The following is a 16,340-nucleotide window of genomic DNA, read 5'->3' as shown; positions in this document are numbered from 1 at the left end:
CAAGGCGTCCCAGTCCGGTCAGGTAAAGGCTCAACTTTCAATAATTTTTCACTAATTACAAGCACACTTCATAATAATCTCTATTTTTCGGTACAAATTTATGAGCCGGAATATGAACGATTTTATTTTAGCGACATGAAAAAGCAGGAAGGCTTTCCCGGGCAGATCAGTTATGTCATTCCAGACAAAATTCTGGACATGGTTACCGCGAACCCGCTGATCGCCGATCTGTATATCACCGATATCGGTTATTACCCGCAGGCGCGCCATCATTTCCGTGAACGAAAGAAAGGTGTGAGCCAGGCTATTCTTATTTATAATGTTGAAGGAAAAGGGATTATATTAGCAGGCAATACGAAACACGAACTGCCGCCCGATCATTTTCTGATTATTCCTCCGGGCATGTCTCACGCCTATTTTGCCGACAAGGATAAGCCGTGGTCGATTTACTGGATTCATTTTGCAGGCCCGAAAGCACCCCTGTTTTCGCGTTTGGCGCTTCTTCCGGTCCGCATTGAAAGGGGAAAAACTTCGCGGATCAACGAACGACTTGGGCTGTTCAACGAAATTTTTAAAAACTTCGACCGCGGTTTTAGCATCGAGACGCTGGAATATACCAACCTTTGCCTGAACCGTCTCTTGGCGTCGTTCACCCACCTCGGGCAGTTCCGGCTGATCAACGAAAGCCGGGGAAATGACCCGGTTGGTCAAAGCATCAATTTTATGCTGGAAAACCTGGACCGGAAACTAACACTGAAAGAACTTGCCGCTGAAATGAAACTGTCGTCTTCGCATTTTGCAAGGCTTTTTTCGAAACAAACCGGCCATTCGCCGATCGATTATTTTATTCAGTTGAAAATTCAGCGTTCGTGTCGGCTATTAGACAATTCGGACCGGAGTATTGCCGTGATTGCCCGAGAGTCAGGTTTTGATGACCAGTTCTATTTTTCGCGTCAGTTTCGCCGGGTGATGAACATGTCGCCCCGTGAGTACCGGAAGAGATGAGTTTAAAGTTGGAAAATATTACAAAGAAAATCAGTCAGTCCTGAGATTTTGGAAAGATTGATTTGAATAGAACTGAAAAAATTGCGGTCGTCAATATAACAAGCGTCAATAATTTTTCGGGGGGAACTCTGGCTTAATTTCAGGGAAATCGCTTTTAGAAAGATATACTGGATTTGACCTCACATGGCTCATCAGCCGACGGATCAAAGTAGTGGTACTGATCTCCTGAAACCTTATTTTCGTGATCTGCCTTAATAGCCTGTCCGACCTCATTGCATCCAACCTTATTTACCTTATTTATAACGGGTGGAACATCTCATGTAAGGTTAAAAGCGATTTCCTTGGTTCCCCCTCAAAAAATATGAACCTGCAACAAAAGCATCCGGGAATCTATGAGAAAATCAGTTCTGCTGTCTAATTCCCCGATAAGGCTTTTCTGATTTTTTCCAGTTGTTCTTTCGGGTAATTCTCGTTGGGTTTTAAGCTTAAAGCCTTGTTGTAATAAAAACGGGCAACGCTGTAGTTCGCGGTAGCAAAGGCCTTATCCGCTTCTTCGATGTTTTGTGCGTATTCGCGATTGGCCTGTTCCCGGGTTTCCTCTTCCATCATTTTCTGGATCTCAGCTATTTTGATGGCCGGATATTGCTCGTCTTTTTTGATGGACGCGGCGCGTTGATAATAGGAACGGGCGACCGCCAGGTTTTTACCGAAGAAGGCTTCATCGGCGCTCGAGATCAGGTTCTGGTACTCCTGCTCTTCCCTGACCGAAAGTAAGCTGTTGGTCAGTCCGTTGATTTCGGCAATTCGGTTTTTGGGGTGTTGTTCCCACGATTTAATACCCAGGGCATTGTGGTAATAGAAGCGGGCCACATTGTAATTTTTGCGTTCAAATTCAGAGTCGGCACGGACAATGGCATCCTGGTAGGCTTTCAGTTGTCCGGCTTCCAGGCTTTGGTCGATCAGTTTACCGATTTCGGCAATCCGGTCTTTCGGGTACTGATTCTGTGGCTGAAGGGCAGATGCCTTGTAATAGTAGAACTGGGCGACGGTGTAATCTTTCAGTTGGTAGTGCTCATCGGCATTTTTAATGGCTTCCCTGTATTGGTCATCGGTACCCGATGAGGCCAACCTCCGCGCGGCGGCTTCCTGTTGTTCCGCCAGAATCTGGTTGATGCGTTCAATCTGCCCGGCCGGATAAGCTTCTTCCGGTTTTATTTTCAGGGCTTGTTGGTACGAAGCCAGGGCGTTGGTCCATTCCTGGTTTTCAAACTGACGGTCGCCCCGGCTGAGGGCATTTTTGTAATTGCTTTCCTGCTGAGCGAAGAAACTGATCAGATCGCGTACCTGTTTAATTTTTTCATTCACCTCGGCTGTTCTTTCGGGCAGGATAACGATGGCTTCCTGGTATGCGCTGATGGCTTCGTTTAGCTCTTGCCGGTCGAATCGGGCTTCGGCCTCCGCGATTTTATGGTTGAACGCCTCCAGCTTCGCTTTGGCCAGCGCTTTTTGTTTACGCGCCAGTTCGGCCAGTTCCTGTTGTTTCAGCAGGTTGGCAATCGCTTCGAGTTTTACCTTCGGGTATTGTTCGTCGGGAAACAGGCTCAAGGCTTCGGTATAATGCAAGCGGGCGGGTTCGTACGATTCGTTTTTAAATTCGTTATCGGCCCGGACAATGATCTCCTGGTATTTGGCGCGTTTGGCTTCTTCTTCGGCCAGACGTTGAGCAGCTGCTGCCGCTAAACGGGCCGCTTCTTCGCGTTGTGCAATGATTTGCTCAATCTCGGCAATTCGTCTGGGAGGAAGGCTTTCCTGTGGCTTGAGGGCCAGGGCATTTCTAAACAGTCCGATGGATTCGGTGTATTGCTCCTGTTTGAAGGCCTGTCCGGCATCGGCGATGTATAACAGGTATTGCTTATCCCGTTCGGCCTGTTGTTGCAGGGAGAGCAGGATTCCGTCAATCTTTTCAATTTGCTGCGCCGGGTATTGTTCCTGCGGTTTCATGACCAGGGCTTCCAGGTATGCTGTTTTGGCTTCGGGATACTTTTCGCCGTTAAAGGCCTGATCGGCCAGGAGAATTTTCGCCTGGTAATCGCTTTCCAGCTTCAGCCGGTCTGCTTCTTCGCGGACCAGCTGCGCCAGTTTTTCGTCAATCAGGCTGATTTGTTGCCGGGCGTAAGCATCGCCGGGTTTATACGAAAGGGCCGTTTGGTAGGCCGGTTTGGCGTCGTTGAGCTGTTCCGCTTTAAACAAGGCATCGGCTTTGGCAATGGCTTCTTCGTAAGCTTTTTGCGTTTGCTCAAGTTCCTGCTGCCGGCGAAGTAAATCGGCCAGAATGCCGTCAATTTCGCGGATACGGTCTTTCGGGTATTGCTCTGCCGGCTTTAAGGCCGAGGCAGCCAGAAATTCATTTTTTGAGGGCTGATAAGCTTCTAAACGGAACAAGGAATCGGCTTTCCCTATCAATGCCAGGTAGGAGGCTTCCAGTTGTTTGGATGTTTCGAGTTGGGCCAGAATTCCGTTTAAACGCCGGATCTGCTCTTGCGGGTAAACTTCGGCGGGCTTGTATGTCAAGGCTTCGCGGTACTTGCCGATGGCTTCGGAATAGGCTTCCCGGCTGGCCAGCTGATCAGCAGCTTCAATAGCTTCGAGGTAGGCCTGGTCGATGCGGGCCCTGTTTGCCATGATCTCGTCAATCGCGGCAATCTGGCTCAGCGGGTATTGTTCGTCCGGTTTGATGGAGTTAGCCGATTGATATCCGGTCCTGGCCGGTTCCCAACTGCTTGCCTGGAACAGGCGGTCGGCTTCGGCAATGGTAGCCTGGTATTGCCGGTTGAGCTCAAGCTGACGGGCTTCTTCGAGTGCGCGCGATTCGGCCAAAGCCAGTTCCCGGTCAATTAAGGCCAGCTGGTCTTTCGGATAACTTTCTTCGGGTTTCAGCGTCAGCGCCTGCTTATACGCTGTTTGTGCCGGCTGGTATTGTTTGATTCCAAAAGCCTGGTCGGCTTGGGCAATCAGGGTGGCGTATTGTTCGTCAAGCGCCTGTTGCCGCAGGATCAGGTCAATTTGTGTGATCCTGTTTTTTGCATGCTCCTGTTCGGGTTTCAGTTGCAAAATCTGCTGATAAAGCGATTTCGCGGGAGCGTAGTTCTTTTTGTCAAATTCGCTGTCGGCATTGGCCAGTAAGCTTTCGAACTGCTGGTTCAGTAAGAGCAGCCGGTCAATTTCGGCGATCCGGTCTTTCGGGTGTTGCTGATCGGGCTGTATGACCAGTGCCTGCGTATATAACTCTTTTGATCCGCTTAACTGGTTTTGACTAAACAGCTGATCGGCCTGCGCGATGAGGCTGGCATAGTTTTGCTGGTTTGTCAGCTGGCGGAGCATTTCTTCGGTTTCGCGAATCCGGTTTTGGGCCGGCTCATCGTTGGGCTTTATCGTTAAAGCCTGGTTGAAGGCCAGCAGTGCATCGTTGTATGATTTTTCCTGATAAGCCGAATTTCCTTTGGCCATTGCATCCAGGTATTGTTTCTCGATGGACGCCAGTTGGGCCAGTCTGGCTTTTTCTTCTTCAATTCGTTTGAGCTGATCGCGGGCGTATTGCGAATCCCGGGGTTTTAACCCAATGGCTTCCGTATACAGGTCGACGGCCTGGTCGAAGATGTGCGAAATAAAGGCATCATCGGCCCGGGCAATCAGTTGATTATACTTCGCATCAATTTCTTGTTGGCCGAGCATCCGGTTTGATTCAGCCAGCCTGTCGGTGGCATATTTATCTTTCGGCTTGATGTCGAGCGCCCGTTGATAAGCGGTCGCGGCCAGGTCGTAGCGGCTTGCCCCGAATTGGGTATCGCCTTCGCGGATGGCCTCCTGGTAACTTTTGGTCACGTCATCGGCCAGCAGCATAGCAGCCATCAGGTCATGAATTTCTGCAATGCGGTCTTTCGGGTAGGGGCGGTCGAAAAAGAGGGAGTTAGCCAGCTGAAATTTTTCGAGCGCGGCTTCGAATTGCTTTTTGGCATAAAAGGCGTCGGCTTCGGCCACTGCTTTGTCATATTCTTTTTCGCGGGCGGCATGTTCCAGTTGGTCGGCTTTGCTGATGTTTTTCATTTCGGAGGCCAGGGCTGCATTTTGCGCCTGCGCTTCCTTAATCATTTCCCGGAGCTGATTGTCGGAAAAGTAAATTTCCGAATCAAAATTATCGATCCGGGCATTATAAAACACGCGGGCGACTGGTTTTATCGTGAACGATCTGTCCAGATCATCCACTTCTTTAAACAGGTTTAAAACGAAGGGAAGGGGAGGGAATTTGTTGTTTTTCCGTAACACTTCGTCGGGAACATGGGTTGAAATAATAATGATTTTTTGAAAACAGCCGGCCAGGTTAAAGGTGAGTTGGTATTCGTTATTGAATTCCAGGTTGAAATCGAAGCGTCCGGATCTGGGGGGGGTAACTGTTTCCCCGCGTTCCCCATTTTTTGAAACGGCAATGGTTGCACCGTCGAGTTTGCCGCTGTCGGTGGTTAAACGACCGTTCACAACAAAAAAGATTTCATCTTCCTGCTGCGCGGAAAGCTGAAAAACAAATGCTATAAAGATGAATACCAGAAGCGCTTTTTTCAAGAACATACAGTTTAACACATTTTACCGGATTATAAGGATAAAATTAATCATTATCAGCTCAAAAACCCGATTATTGAAACGATATAAATATAAACTGACAGAAGACCATATTATTTTTTAGAGCTTAAAAATAAGTTTTATGGCATAGCGATGCGGGTAAATCGCATTTAATTGCTTTATTTATGTTGATATACAAAACCGGTTTTTTCTGATGAAGCGTGACCCTTATTTTATTGAAGCTTTGCTGCCGATTCTGGCTTTGGTGCTTTTGCTGTCGTTAAACGTGGTATTTTTTGACGATACCCTGGCGGGATCGAATCAGCTGGCTTTGTTGCTGGCGGCCACCATTGCCGGTGTTATTGTTCGCCGAAGCGGGCAAAAATGGGAGAAAACAATCCGAAATGTGGTGAACACGATCGGTTCGGCCATGCCATCGATGCTGATTTTGCTGTTGATTGGCTCTTTAGCGGGTACCTGGCTGATCAGCGGCGTTATTCCTGCCATGATTTATTACGGTATGGACATTATTCACCCCAACCTGTTTTTAATGGCGGCGGTGGTGGTCAGTTCGGTGGTTTCGGTGGCTACAGGCAGCTCCTGGTCAACCGTCGCTACCATTGGGGTAGCCCTGATCGGCATTGGGAAAGCCATTGGGATCAGCGAGCCGATTGTGGCCGGCGCCATTATCTCCGGGGCTTATTTCGGCGATAAAATTTCTCCCCTGAGCGATACCACCAACCTGGCGCCCGCGATGGCGGGGACCGACCTGTTTACGCATATCCGGTACATGCTTTTGACCACGGTGCCCAGTATGCTTCTGACCCTGATTCTGTTTGCGGTGATCGGTTTTAATTACGACTTTAGTCAGGCGGTGATTGATGTAGTCGATACAAAATCGGCCATTAGCGGCGCCTTCAATACGTCGCCGGTGTTGTTTCTGGTGCCGCTCATCCTGTTTGTTATTATCATGTTGAAGGTTCCGCCGATTCCTTCACTGATGATCGGGACCTTGCTGGGAGGTGCTTTTGCGGTGATCTTTCAACCGCAGATTATCCGTGAAGTGGCCGGAGACCTGCCCAACTATGCCAAGGCGTCGTATATTGGTTTTATGCAGGCGATGTACGGCGATGTATCGATTATTACGCCCGATGAAAATGTGAATGAGTTGTTGTCGACCACCGGCATGCGCGGCATGCTCGACACCATCTGGCTGATCCTTTCGGCTATGGTATTTGGCGGGATCATGGAGTCGGGCGGCTTGTTGGCCCGGTTGACCCGGCCGATTGTCAAATGGGCCAAATCAACCGGTTCGCTGGTCACGTCCACGGTGGTTACCTGTCTGTTTTTCAACACCACGGCATCCGACCAGTATATTTCGATTGTGGTGCCGGGCCGCATGTTCCGGAAAAGTTACGAAGACAAGGGCTTGAAGCCGGAAGTTTTAAGCCGTACGCTCGAAGATTCGGGAACGATGACCTCGGTGCTCATTCCCTGGAATACCTGCGGGGCTACGCAATCGCGGGTGCTTGGTGTGGCAACCTTCGATTACCTGCCGTATAGTTTCTTTAACCTGATCAGTCCGCTGATGTCGATTCTGTTTGCCTACCTGAATATCAAAATCAGGCGAATTAGGCCGGAAGAAACTGCTGTTTGATCAAACGTTTCAAATTGTTTAAATCTGCTTCAATTTTGCTATTTTTGAGGATTGTCAATTCGGGTGGATATGCTGATTTCAATTTTATTGATACTGTTTTACTTTATTTTCCCGGCGCTCCTGATCTATTTGACGCATCGGTCAAAACTGATTCACAAGATTGGCGCCGTTGTTATGGCCTATCTGTCGGGTCTGATTTTCGGGAATATCGGTATTCTGACCCGGGCTTCCTCCGCATTCCGGGAAATTCTGGTTGAAAAACAAAATTTGTCGGTGCAGGAAGTCATGACTTATTTCGAACAGGGAAGAATAACCGAATCGGATTTAATAGCCCATCAGATTTACAGCGTTCAAAATGTATTGCTGTCCATTGTCATTCCCCTGGCTATTCCGCTGTTATTGTTTTCGCTCGATTTAAAGCGTTGGTTAAAACTGGCCAAAGGAGCTTTATTCTCGCTGGCTCTTGGCCTGGCCTCGCTGCTGATTGTGGTTATTTCCGGCTATTTTGTTTTAGGAAAACTGATCGCGGACGGCTGGAAGGTGGCCGGCATGTTAATCGGAATTTACACCGGAGGAGCGCCCAACCTGGCAGCCATCAGTACCGCGCTGAATGTTGAACCGAACCAGTTTATCCTGACAAACACCTACGATATGGTTTTGGGAGCTTTTTTCCTGATTTTTTTGCTGACATCGGCCCAACGGCTTTTTAACCTGTTTTTACCCCGCTTTTACGATTCGCACCGGGAACTGGAAATTCAGCAAATTATGCTGGAGAGTGAAGATATTGATAATTACCGCGGAATGCTGAGCCGAAGCGCTTTGCCCCAATTACGGAGAGCGCTGGGACTGTCGGTGTTGGTGGCCGGTGCGGGTGCTGCCCTGAGTTTCCTGTTTCCGCAGTCGGCGCAAATGACGGTGGTTATCCTTTCCATTACCACGCTAAGCCTGGCTTTGAGCATGGTTAAAGCCATCAACCGGATGCAAAAAACCTTTCAGTTCGGGATGTATTTTATCATTGTGTTTTCGTTGATTGTCGCCAGTATGGGTGACCTGGTCAACATGTTCAGCATCGAATTTCTTCACTTGTTCCTTTATGTGGCCTTGGCGGTGTTCGGTACCATGCTCGTCCATGTGTTTTTATCGTGGATTTTTAAGGTAGACTCAGATACCACCATTATTACCATTGCCGCTTTAACCTATTCTCCGCCCTTTGTGCCGGTAGTGGCCGGGGCCCTGAAAAATAAAGATGTGATCATCTCGGGCCTTACGGTTGGCATCTTGGGTTACGCGTTTGGCAACTACCTGGGCGTGGCGCTGGCTTTTTTGCTGAAGGGGTTTTGATGTAAAGTTTCAAAGTGCCAAAGTGCGCGGGGAGAGCTTATTCCAATATTCCGTAAAAGACCATCTACTGTCATGTCAGGTTTAAACTGACCGTTTGAACCGGAACAAGAGATTTACCCTGTCGTGAAAATTAACCTTCGGCCTTCTGCCTGTTTACTATTGACTCCATACTACCTGTTCTTTTGCATGAAAAAGCCTGTTTTTGTCTGATACACTTTCGTAGCTGAACAACATAGCGGGCGAGTCCGGTTGCTGGGTTAAAATCATCATTTTTTGTTTGGGAACCGCCTACCTTGAATGCGATTTCAACCCAAAAGTCATGCAAAAATTTGATCCTGCTTCACAAATCCAGTTCTTACATCAGTTTGGAGAATTTGGGGGTGTTAACCCTTCGATTACCGATTCGTCAACTTATACTTTTCTGCACGGCGAAGATATGGAGGAAACCTTCCTCGGGCACCTGGAAGGTTGTTTTCTGTATTCGCGTCACTGGAACCCGAGCAACAAGTACCTGGCCGATGCACTGGCTGCTATGGAATGTACCGAATCGGCCTGGGTGACGGCCTCGGGCATGGCAGCCATTACCTGCACCTTGTTGCAATTGTGCAGTACGGGCGATCACATGGTGACCAGCGTGACCACTTACGGCGGCACTTTTGCCTTTTTGAAAAATTACCTGAAGAAGTTTAAAATCGAAGTGACCTTCGTCAATGTTACCGATTTGGAAAGCGTTGAGGCAGCCATTCAACCCAATACCAAAGTGATTTATACCGAAAGTGTCACCAATCCGCTGCTTCAGGTTTCCGATATTCCGGCCTTGGCTCAACTGGCACGGAAACATGGTGTTAAGCTGGTGGTCGACAATACCTTCACCCCGATGATCATGGCTCCTGCCCGGATGGGCGCTGACGTAGTGGTGTACAGCATGACAAAATTTATCAACGGAAAGAACGACTGCGTGGCAGGCGCCATTTGCGGAACCAATCAGTTTATCCGTGAATTGTCGAATGTGACCGACGGCACCGCCATGTTACTTGGCCCGGTGCTCGATCCGCTGCGTTCGTCATCGATCCTGAAAAACCTGCATACCCTGCATATCCGCATGAAGCAACACAGTAAAAATGCGTTGTATGTGGCTGAGAACCTGCAAAAAAATGGCATTCCGGTAATTTATCCGGGGTTGGGAACTCACAAACAACACGGTTTGCACAAACAGTTGATGAATCCTGATTTTGGCTTTGGAGGTATGTTGGCGATTGATTTGGGGACCTTAGCGAAGGCCAACCGGCTGATGCAAAAAATGCAGGAGCGTGATGTGGGCTACCTGGCCGTCAGCCTGGGCTATTTTAAAACGCTGTTTAGCTGCTCGGGGCACAGTACCTCGTCGGAAGTGCCGAAAGAAGTGCAGCAGGAGATTGGCCTGTCTGAAGGACTGGTTCGCTTTTCGGTTGGCCTGGATCATGATATTGAAGCTGCATTTGAACGAATTAAAACATGTTGCACGGAGGAGGGGATGATCGGTTAACCGTTGCATACGATCGATGAATTCTGACGGGCTTATTCGCTGATCTTTTCCCAGTCTTCAATTCCGCCTTCGACCAAGCCGAATAGCGGGTGTGGCAAAAGCTCTTGTCTGCCGCTCAGCTCATGAAACTTTGCCATGTCGCGTATTTTCAGCTTTTGGAGTAAATGCCTGGTTTCGTAGTTCAGCTGACCGGTGGTCACGCTTAGCTTTTCGGGTTTAAAATCGCGGCGTATTTTCTTTTCGTCGAAGCGGTAGCCACGTTTTGCCGCTTCGTCCCAAACCACAGCCAGGTATTGATTGATGCAGTCAAGCGGATTGACGGCTGCCCTGAACCGCTTCAATTGCGGGTGATGTTGATAACCTTTGGTTTTTCCCTCGAGCACCTGTTTGGCCAAAAGCGTTTCCCGCCACAGCGCCACCAAACCTTTCGCATCCAGATACATCGGATGAACTGACCAGATTCTCATTGTTTGTGTTGATATGAAGATGATATGGCCGGATGTTCCGGTTTTTTTCAGAAAAATCCGGCTTAAAATAAGTAATTCAGCCCCATGTAAAAGCCCGAACTTCCGTCGCGTTTGTCGGCCGCTATCCCATAATCGAAAGCAATGATGAAGTTTTCGTTCATCACCACCCGCATGCCTGCTCCATACGAAACATGAAGTTTTTCTGAATTCCGGTCAAAATAATCAGCCGGATTGTTATTCAGGCTGAATTCGGCGAAAGCGGCCGGGTCAGTATTCAGGCCGATCCGGTTGGTGACCTTCCCGAAATCGGTAAAACCGTTCAGGCCCAGGTAGAAGTTGTTGTTGCGAAACTGAAAACGGTAAAATTTCCAGCGAAGTTCGGTATTCCCGTAAAACAGCCCATCGCCCACAACCCGGTTTCGCAGGATTCCCCGGAGTGTTTTTGATCCGCCCAGGCCCTCGGATGTGGAACCTCTCATGATGGATGTTTCGATTTGAGGCTGGTAATAAAACGGAACGCGTCCCCCCAGGCTTGTCTGATAGGCAAGGCGGCAGGCAAATGACAGGTCTTCCGGGATCAGTGTGAAATATTGCCGGTGGGTTAAGCTTAACTTGGAAAAGGAGCTCTCGGCACCTGCCAGGTCGGGCGAGAACACGACAACCGCTTCGGTCCAGACTCCTTTCATCGGATTGGGTTTAAAATCGCGGGTATCGTAAACCAGTCCGGCTTTAAAGGTTGGAACAAAACCGCCGTTTGCTTCTTGTTCCGTAATCAGACCCCATTCGAGGTATTTATCGTATAAACCGTCAACTTCCGGGAGCTTATCTTCTTCATCCTTCCCTTTATTTAGTTTTTCAACATTCACCGAGCCGATCTTAAAATTCAGGAGGTTCAGGCCTGCGATCCACCTGAGGTTCCGGCCGTGAAGTTTCCCTTGCAGGTCGATTTTCCAGCGGAACATTTTCCGGTCGTATTTATAGAATGCACGACTGACATAGCCTGCCGCATCCTCGTCGACCCAGTTTTTGTTGTACACGGCTTCGTAACCGTTAAAGCCATAAAAATCGTACAGTTGGTCGGTGAGATAGCTGATATCGACCGAGGTTTGCAGGCCTTTGATCAACTGGTCCGAATCAAAACTAAACCGGTAGATGCCGCTGCCTTTGGTATAACGCGAAACCTCCAGGTAGAGGCTGTGGTTATAACTTGGGTAACGGCTGCCGTCGCCGTAATTAAACAGGTTGATAAAGCCGCCGTACTGAAAACCTAAATCGGTGTCGAATGTGACCGCCGGAAGAGCGCCAAAGTTCCAGCCCTGTTTGGTCACCTGCTCCGGCTTTTCGGTTTGTGCCACCGATGTCAGGTAGAAAACAGGCAAAAGAAGGAAGAGTACTTTAATTTTCATTGTTCAGCGTTTAGCAATTACGAAGATAAAGTTTTTATTGCTATTATTGTACCGATGAAAAAAGCCGTTGCGACTATATTATCAGGGTTTTATCTGCTGGTTACCGTTGGGCTGGCCATAAATATTCATTATTGTTCGGGCGAGATTGCATCGGTTCAGTTGTATGCCGAACCGGCAAGCTGCTGCGACGGAGCGCTTGTCTGCCAGTCTGCTTGTTGCCATGATGTTACGCAGATTATCCGGTTTGAAGAGCAACAATCGTTTTATGCCGGCTTCAGGTTGAACCTGGAACTCCCGGTAACGGAATTGGTTGCCGGAGTTCAGTTTCCTTCCCCTGATTGTATTGTCATGCAAGCTATCGGGCCGGGCGATGATGATTTTTTCCCGCCGCCGAAAGCGCCGGCCTGGCTCCTGAACTGCTCCCTCGTGTATTACGCTTAGCTTTTAAATTGAACAAAAACAAAAGGGCTGATTAAATCGGTCTGTGATTGCTTATTGTGTCAATTTAAAATTCAATTCATGATCATCAAAAAAGAATATTTATTTTTTCTGCTGCTTAGTGTCCCGTTTATAAGCGGGGCACAGCCTGCCCCGGAAACCGTTAGCGGGAGCGTCGCCGGAGAAGAAGGGGGAAAAACAACCGCTCTCGCCGGAGTGAACGTCTATTGGGAAGGCACCACTTTGGGTACCAGCTCGAACGAACACGGACACTTTGTGATTGAACGAACCGGTAAAACCAACCGCCTCGTTTTTAGTTCAAGTTAAAAACCCACGTTCTCTGAACGTGGTCAGAGACGTTCCACGGGTTTGCCTGTAAAACGACTCATATTTACCTTTAGAAGGTTGTCCCCACAACCAAAGAAAGGAAAAAACAATGAGTCGTTTTAAGAAGTTGTCGCATGCGATCTGGCATTGCATGTACCATATCGTATGGACCCCTAAATATAGGTATAGAATATTGAAGGGAGAAATCAAAATTGAAGTGGAACACTGCATCAAGGCTTTCTCGGAGCAGAAAGGCTGTATTATTGAGGAGTTGAACGTACAGGAAGATCACGTACATCTGGTTTTGATGGTTCCGCCGAAAGTCTCTATTTCTGACATGGTTGGGATTTTTAAAGGACGAACAGCAATTCGGCTGTTCAACAAATATAAGAGCTTGAAGAGCCGCCCCTATTGGGGCAATCATTTCTGGTCAAAAGGCTACTGTGTGGATACAGTAGGACTGGATGCGGAGATGATCAAGAGGTACGTCAAGTATCAGGAAAAGAAAGATAAACGAGAAGAAGAAAAGTAGTCATTAACCTGTGGGGACAACAACTTTTACCTTCTTTGAGGGTAAAAGCAAATTACCCCTTCCAGGGGTTATCCCAAAGCCACATCCTTTGGGTGTGGATTTTTACTTATATTGGTTACCGGAATGATACCGTTGAAGTATCATCCGGCAAAATTCCGCCTGTTGTTTTGGAGGCATCTCTTGAGTTGAATGAAGTTGAAGTTGTTCAGCGCAGAAAATCGACGGAAATTTCCATGCTCTCGTCCATTAAAGTAGAACAGATCGCCGAGAAAGAATTATGCAAAGCAGCTTGTTGTAACCTGAGTGAAAGTTTTGAGACCAGTCCAAGCATCGACGTTACATTTACCGATGCCGTCACCGGATCGCGCCAGATTCAGATGCTGGGTCTTGCCGGTCCCTACGTGCAAATAGCCCGGGAGAATGTTCCGGATATGCGGGGTTTGGCTTCAGTTTATGGACTGACCCTGGTTCCGGGAACCTGGATTGAAAGCATCCAACTCAACAAAGGAACCGGCTCGGTGGTGAACGGTTACGAAAGTATTGCCGGACAAATAAACATTGAACTGAGAAAACCAAAGGTAGCCGAGCGTTTGTATTTAAACCTGTTTGCCGATGCCGAAAGCCGGTTGGAGGCCAACCTGAACCTCGCTCACCGGTTCGAAAACAGCAAATGGTCAACCGTTTTATTATTGCACGGAAAAGATAACTCGCGAAAGCTTGACCACAACAACGACGGCTTTATGGACATGCCCACGGGCAATACGTTTACGGCCCTGAACAGGTGGGATTATACCGGCGATGACGGCTTGTTTGTTCAGTTCGGGATAAAAGGTTCGGTGTTGGACAACCAGGGGGGCGAGTTAGATTTCAGGTCCGAAGATGCACTGACCACCCGTGCATGGGGAATGAATATTGACGTGCGGCGGCTGGAAGGCTGGGCCAAAATTGGAAAAGTATTTGAAGATCAGCCCTGGAAATCGATCGGATTACAGCTGGCCGGAGCCGATCATGAGCAGGACAGTTATTTTGGATTGAATGCCTACAACGCCGGGCAGCAGTCGTGGTATGCCAACCTGATTTATCAGAGTATCATTGGAAATGCCCGGCATGAATTCAAAACAGGTACATCTTATCAGTTTGATGATTTCAGGGAGGAGTTGAATGACACCATCTTTAGCCGAAACGAATCGGTTCCGGGTGTTTTCTTCGAATACACTTACCTGCCATCCGACCGGGTTAGCGTGGTGGCCGGGCTGCGGGGAGATTATCACAACCTGTATGGTGTTTTTTTAACGCCGCGCCTGCATGTGCGGTATGCCCCGGCCGAACAAACGGTATTGCGGGTTTCGGCAGGACGGGGGCAGCGCACGGCCAGTGTGATTGCCGAAAACAGCGGCGTTCTGGCCAGTTCGCGTCAACTGGTGTTTCAGGGTGAAAAAAATAACAGGCCTTACGGTTTTGATCCTGAAGTTGCCTGGAACTACGGACTGAACCTGACCCAAAAATTCAGAATGAACTACCGGGAGGGAAGCCTCAGTTTTGATTTTTACCGGACTGATTTTTCCCGGCAGGTGGTGATGGACCTGGATAACGATCCGCAACAGGCGCTGTTTTATCAATCAAACGCGAAATCCAGGTCAAACAGTTTTCAGGCGCAAGTTGATTACGAACTGATCAAATCGCTGGATATCCGGATGGCTTATCGCTGGTACGATGTGAAAACCACATACCGCGACGGGCTGATGCAGAAACCTTTGCAATCCAGTCACCGGGCATTTCTGAACCTGGCTTACGAAACCCGCAATTTCTGGAGTTTCGATTATACCCTTAACTGGCAGGGGAGAAAGCGAATTCCCTTCACCGGCTCAAACCCGGAAGAATATCGTTTACCTGATTATTCACCGGATTTCTTCCTGATGAATGCCCAGGTAAGTAAACGGTGGAGCGAACGTTTCGAGCTTTATGCGGGGGTTGAAAACCTGGCCGGCTATAAACAACACAGGCCGATATTGGCCAGCGATCAGCCGTTTAGCCTGTATTTTGACAGTTCCCTGATTTGGGGCCCGATTCTTGGCCGGAAAACCTATTTCGGACTGCGGTACAAAATTTTCTGACGCAAAAAGAGAAGAGAGGTTGTATAAAACGGACTATCCATTTTCATACAACCTCTTCTTTTTAAGTTTAATGATTATGCCCTTCGTGTGCTTTGGCCGAATTGCCGCGGTCGTATTTGCAGCAATTGTGCAGCGAGTTGTAGACTTCGTCGGTGGCCTTGTGCCCAGGAGTATCGTGCCCGGCTTTGGCAATGGCCATTTGCACCTGGTGCACGTCTGTTTTACTGTCGTCAAGCACCACTTCAATCATTTTGCTTTCCTTGTTCCAGTCGGCTTTCGAAACACCCTTGACCGAAAGTGCAGCTTTTTCAATGCGTTTTTCGCACATGCCGCAATTTCCCGATACCTTGAACTTCTCCGACTTATTGGCTGCAAAAACAGCCACTGTTCCAAAGAGGAACACACTTACTAAACTTAAAACTTTTGCTTTCATTTCTATTAAATTGATTTTTTTATAAAACATTCATGTGCCATTTGATCCGGTTTATTCCTGTTTTTCCCGGAGATCTTCCGTTTCAGCTTTTTTCTCAATTAAGGCCATACCGCATTTTGGGCAATCCCCCGGTTGGTCGGCAAGAACTTCGGGATGCATCGGGCAGGTGTATTGTGCCACTTCTGTTCCTTGTTGCGTGTCGGTTTTTTCTTTTTTCGACGCAGTCCCACATGCGGTGGCCCCGAGAATTGTTGCTAAAACCAGAGCGCTTAAAATAACTTTTACTTTTGTTTTCATGTTTTTCCTTGATTTAAGTTGACAACTTTTAATCCAATACTTTTTTCCGATCACTGTATCCATCCCGGATTACCGGGAGAATTCCTTAATCCCGCTGTGTAACGGGACAGGTAGGAGAGTCAGCTGTTTTTTGATTTTTTTCATGTCATCTTCATATCTAAAAGGATTAACCGCTCAAATGGTT

The 16,340-nt window shown here is 48.2% G+C and carries 13 protein-coding genes; 8 read left to right on the top strand and 5 right to left on the bottom strand.

Going from position 1 to position 16,340, the window contains the following annotated elements; translation table 11 throughout:
* The first annotated feature begins 135 nt into the window (after positions 1-135).
* Positions 136-1,005: an AraC family transcriptional regulator gene (locus tag AC6H3C_RS14745; RefSeq protein ID WP_497516166.1), complete on the top strand. Its 870-nt coding sequence runs from the start codon at positions 136-138 to the stop codon at positions 1,003-1,005.
* Positions 1,006-1,419: 414 nt separating this feature from the next.
* Here the strand turns inward: AC6H3C_RS14745 and AC6H3C_RS14740 are convergent, their stop codons facing one another.
* Positions 1,420-5,622, bottom strand: coding sequence for a coiled-coil domain-containing protein (locus AC6H3C_RS14740; protein WP_497516165.1), 4,203 nt, complete (start codon positions 5,620-5,622; stop codon positions 1,420-1,422).
* A 211-nt stretch (positions 5,623-5,833) separates the two neighbouring features.
* Between AC6H3C_RS14740 and nhaC the strand changes: the two genes are divergently transcribed.
* From nhaC to AC6H3C_RS14725, 3 genes are all read left to right on the top strand, one after another.
* Complete coding sequence (gene nhaC, locus AC6H3C_RS14735) at positions 5,834-7,276, top strand: Na+/H+ antiporter NhaC (protein ID WP_497516164.1); 1,443 nt, start codon at positions 5,834-5,836, stop codon at positions 7,274-7,276.
* Between the two features lie 69 nt (positions 7,277-7,345).
* A complete protein-coding gene (locus AC6H3C_RS14730; RefSeq protein ID WP_497516163.1) occupies positions 7,346-8,617 on the top strand; it encodes a DUF819 family protein in 1,272 nt (423 codons plus the stop codon).
* 319 nt (positions 8,618-8,936) lie between these two features.
* Entirely contained in the window at positions 8,937-10,142 is a 1,206-nt protein-coding gene (locus tag AC6H3C_RS14725; RefSeq protein ID WP_497516162.1) for an aminotransferase class I/II-fold pyridoxal phosphate-dependent enzyme, read from the top strand.
* 32 nt (positions 10,143-10,174) lie between these two features.
* On the opposite strand, the gene AC6H3C_RS14720 is transcribed toward AC6H3C_RS14725, so the two are convergent.
* Complete coding sequence (locus AC6H3C_RS14720; protein WP_497516161.1) at positions 10,175-10,609, bottom strand: pyrimidine dimer DNA glycosylase/endonuclease V; 435 nt, start codon at positions 10,607-10,609, stop codon at positions 10,175-10,177.
* A 62-nt stretch (positions 10,610-10,671) separates the two neighbouring features.
* Positions 10,672-12,015: an Omp85 family outer membrane protein gene (gene omp85, locus AC6H3C_RS14715; protein WP_497516160.1), complete on the bottom strand. Its 1,344-nt coding sequence runs from the start codon at positions 12,013-12,015 to the stop codon at positions 10,672-10,674.
* Positions 12,016-12,069: 54 nt separating this feature from the next.
* Between omp85 and AC6H3C_RS14710 the strand changes: the two genes are divergently transcribed.
* From AC6H3C_RS14710 to AC6H3C_RS14695, 4 genes are all read left to right on the top strand, one after another.
* Positions 12,070-12,456, top strand: coding sequence for an HYC_CC_PP family protein (locus tag AC6H3C_RS14710; RefSeq protein WP_497516159.1), 387 nt, complete (start codon positions 12,070-12,072; stop codon positions 12,454-12,456).
* A gap of 78 nt (positions 12,457-12,534) precedes the next feature.
* Positions 12,535-12,780: a carboxypeptidase-like regulatory domain-containing protein gene (locus AC6H3C_RS14705; RefSeq protein WP_497516158.1), complete on the top strand. Its 246-nt coding sequence runs from the start codon at positions 12,535-12,537 to the stop codon at positions 12,778-12,780.
* A gap of 109 nt (positions 12,781-12,889) precedes the next feature.
* The gene (tnpA, locus tag AC6H3C_RS14700; protein ID WP_497516157.1) at positions 12,890-13,312 is read left to right on the top strand and encodes an IS200/IS605 family transposase; all 423 of its coding nucleotides are present in this window, start codon (positions 12,890-12,892) and stop codon (positions 13,310-13,312) included.
* A gap of 35 nt (positions 13,313-13,347) precedes the next feature.
* Positions 13,348-15,426: a TonB-dependent receptor plug domain-containing protein gene (locus tag AC6H3C_RS14695; protein WP_497516156.1), complete on the top strand. Its 2,079-nt coding sequence runs from the start codon at positions 13,348-13,350 to the stop codon at positions 15,424-15,426.
* A gap of 67 nt (positions 15,427-15,493) precedes the next feature.
* Here the strand turns inward: AC6H3C_RS14695 and AC6H3C_RS14690 are convergent, their stop codons facing one another.
* Positions 15,494-15,859 (bottom strand): heavy-metal-associated domain-containing protein, encoded by a 366-nt coding sequence (locus AC6H3C_RS14690; protein WP_497516155.1) that lies wholly within the window; start codon positions 15,857-15,859, stop codon positions 15,494-15,496.
* Positions 15,860-15,910: 51 nt separating this feature from the next.
* Entirely contained in the window at positions 15,911-16,156 is a 246-nt protein-coding gene (locus AC6H3C_RS14685) for a heavy metal-binding domain-containing protein (RefSeq protein ID WP_497516154.1), read from the bottom strand.
* Positions 16,157-16,340 lie beyond the last annotated feature (184 nt).

Source organism: Gaoshiqia sp. US2 (genome assembly GCF_059705485.1).
This window is presented reverse-complemented; position numbering and strand designations above follow the sequence as displayed.

Excerpts from the sequence above, each read along its gene's own strand:
- AC6H3C_RS14745 (WP_497516166.1), top strand. The coding sequence starts at position 136 with ATGAAAAAGCAGGAAGGCTTTCCCGGGCAGATCAGTTATGTCATTCCA.
- nhaC (WP_497516164.1), top strand. The coding sequence starts at position 5,834 with ATGAAGCGTGACCCTTATTTTATTGAAGCTTTGCTGCCGATTCTGGCT.
- AC6H3C_RS14730 (WP_497516163.1), top strand. The coding sequence starts at position 7,346 with ATGCTGATTTCAATTTTATTGATACTGTTTTACTTTATTTTCCCGGCG.
- AC6H3C_RS14725 (WP_497516162.1), top strand. The coding sequence starts at position 8,937 with ATGCAAAAATTTGATCCTGCTTCACAAATCCAGTTCTTACATCAGTTT.
- AC6H3C_RS14720 (WP_497516161.1), bottom strand. The coding sequence starts at position 10,609 with ATGAGAATCTGGTCAGTTCATCCGATGTATCTGGATGCGAAAGGTTTG.
- omp85 (WP_497516160.1), bottom strand. The coding sequence starts at position 12,015 with ATGAAAATTAAAGTACTCTTCCTTCTTTTGCCTGTTTTCTACCTGACA.
- AC6H3C_RS14710 (WP_497516159.1), top strand. The coding sequence starts at position 12,070 with ATGAAAAAAGCCGTTGCGACTATATTATCAGGGTTTTATCTGCTGGTT.
- AC6H3C_RS14705 (WP_497516158.1), top strand. The coding sequence starts at position 12,535 with ATGATCATCAAAAAAGAATATTTATTTTTTCTGCTGCTTAGTGTCCCG.
- tnpA (WP_497516157.1), top strand. The coding sequence starts at position 12,890 with ATGAGTCGTTTTAAGAAGTTGTCGCATGCGATCTGGCATTGCATGTAC.
- AC6H3C_RS14690 (WP_497516155.1), bottom strand. The coding sequence starts at position 15,859 with ATGAAAGCAAAAGTTTTAAGTTTAGTAAGTGTGTTCCTCTTTGGAACA.
- AC6H3C_RS14685 (WP_497516154.1), bottom strand. The coding sequence starts at position 16,156 with ATGAAAACAAAAGTAAAAGTTATTTTAAGCGCTCTGGTTTTAGCAACA.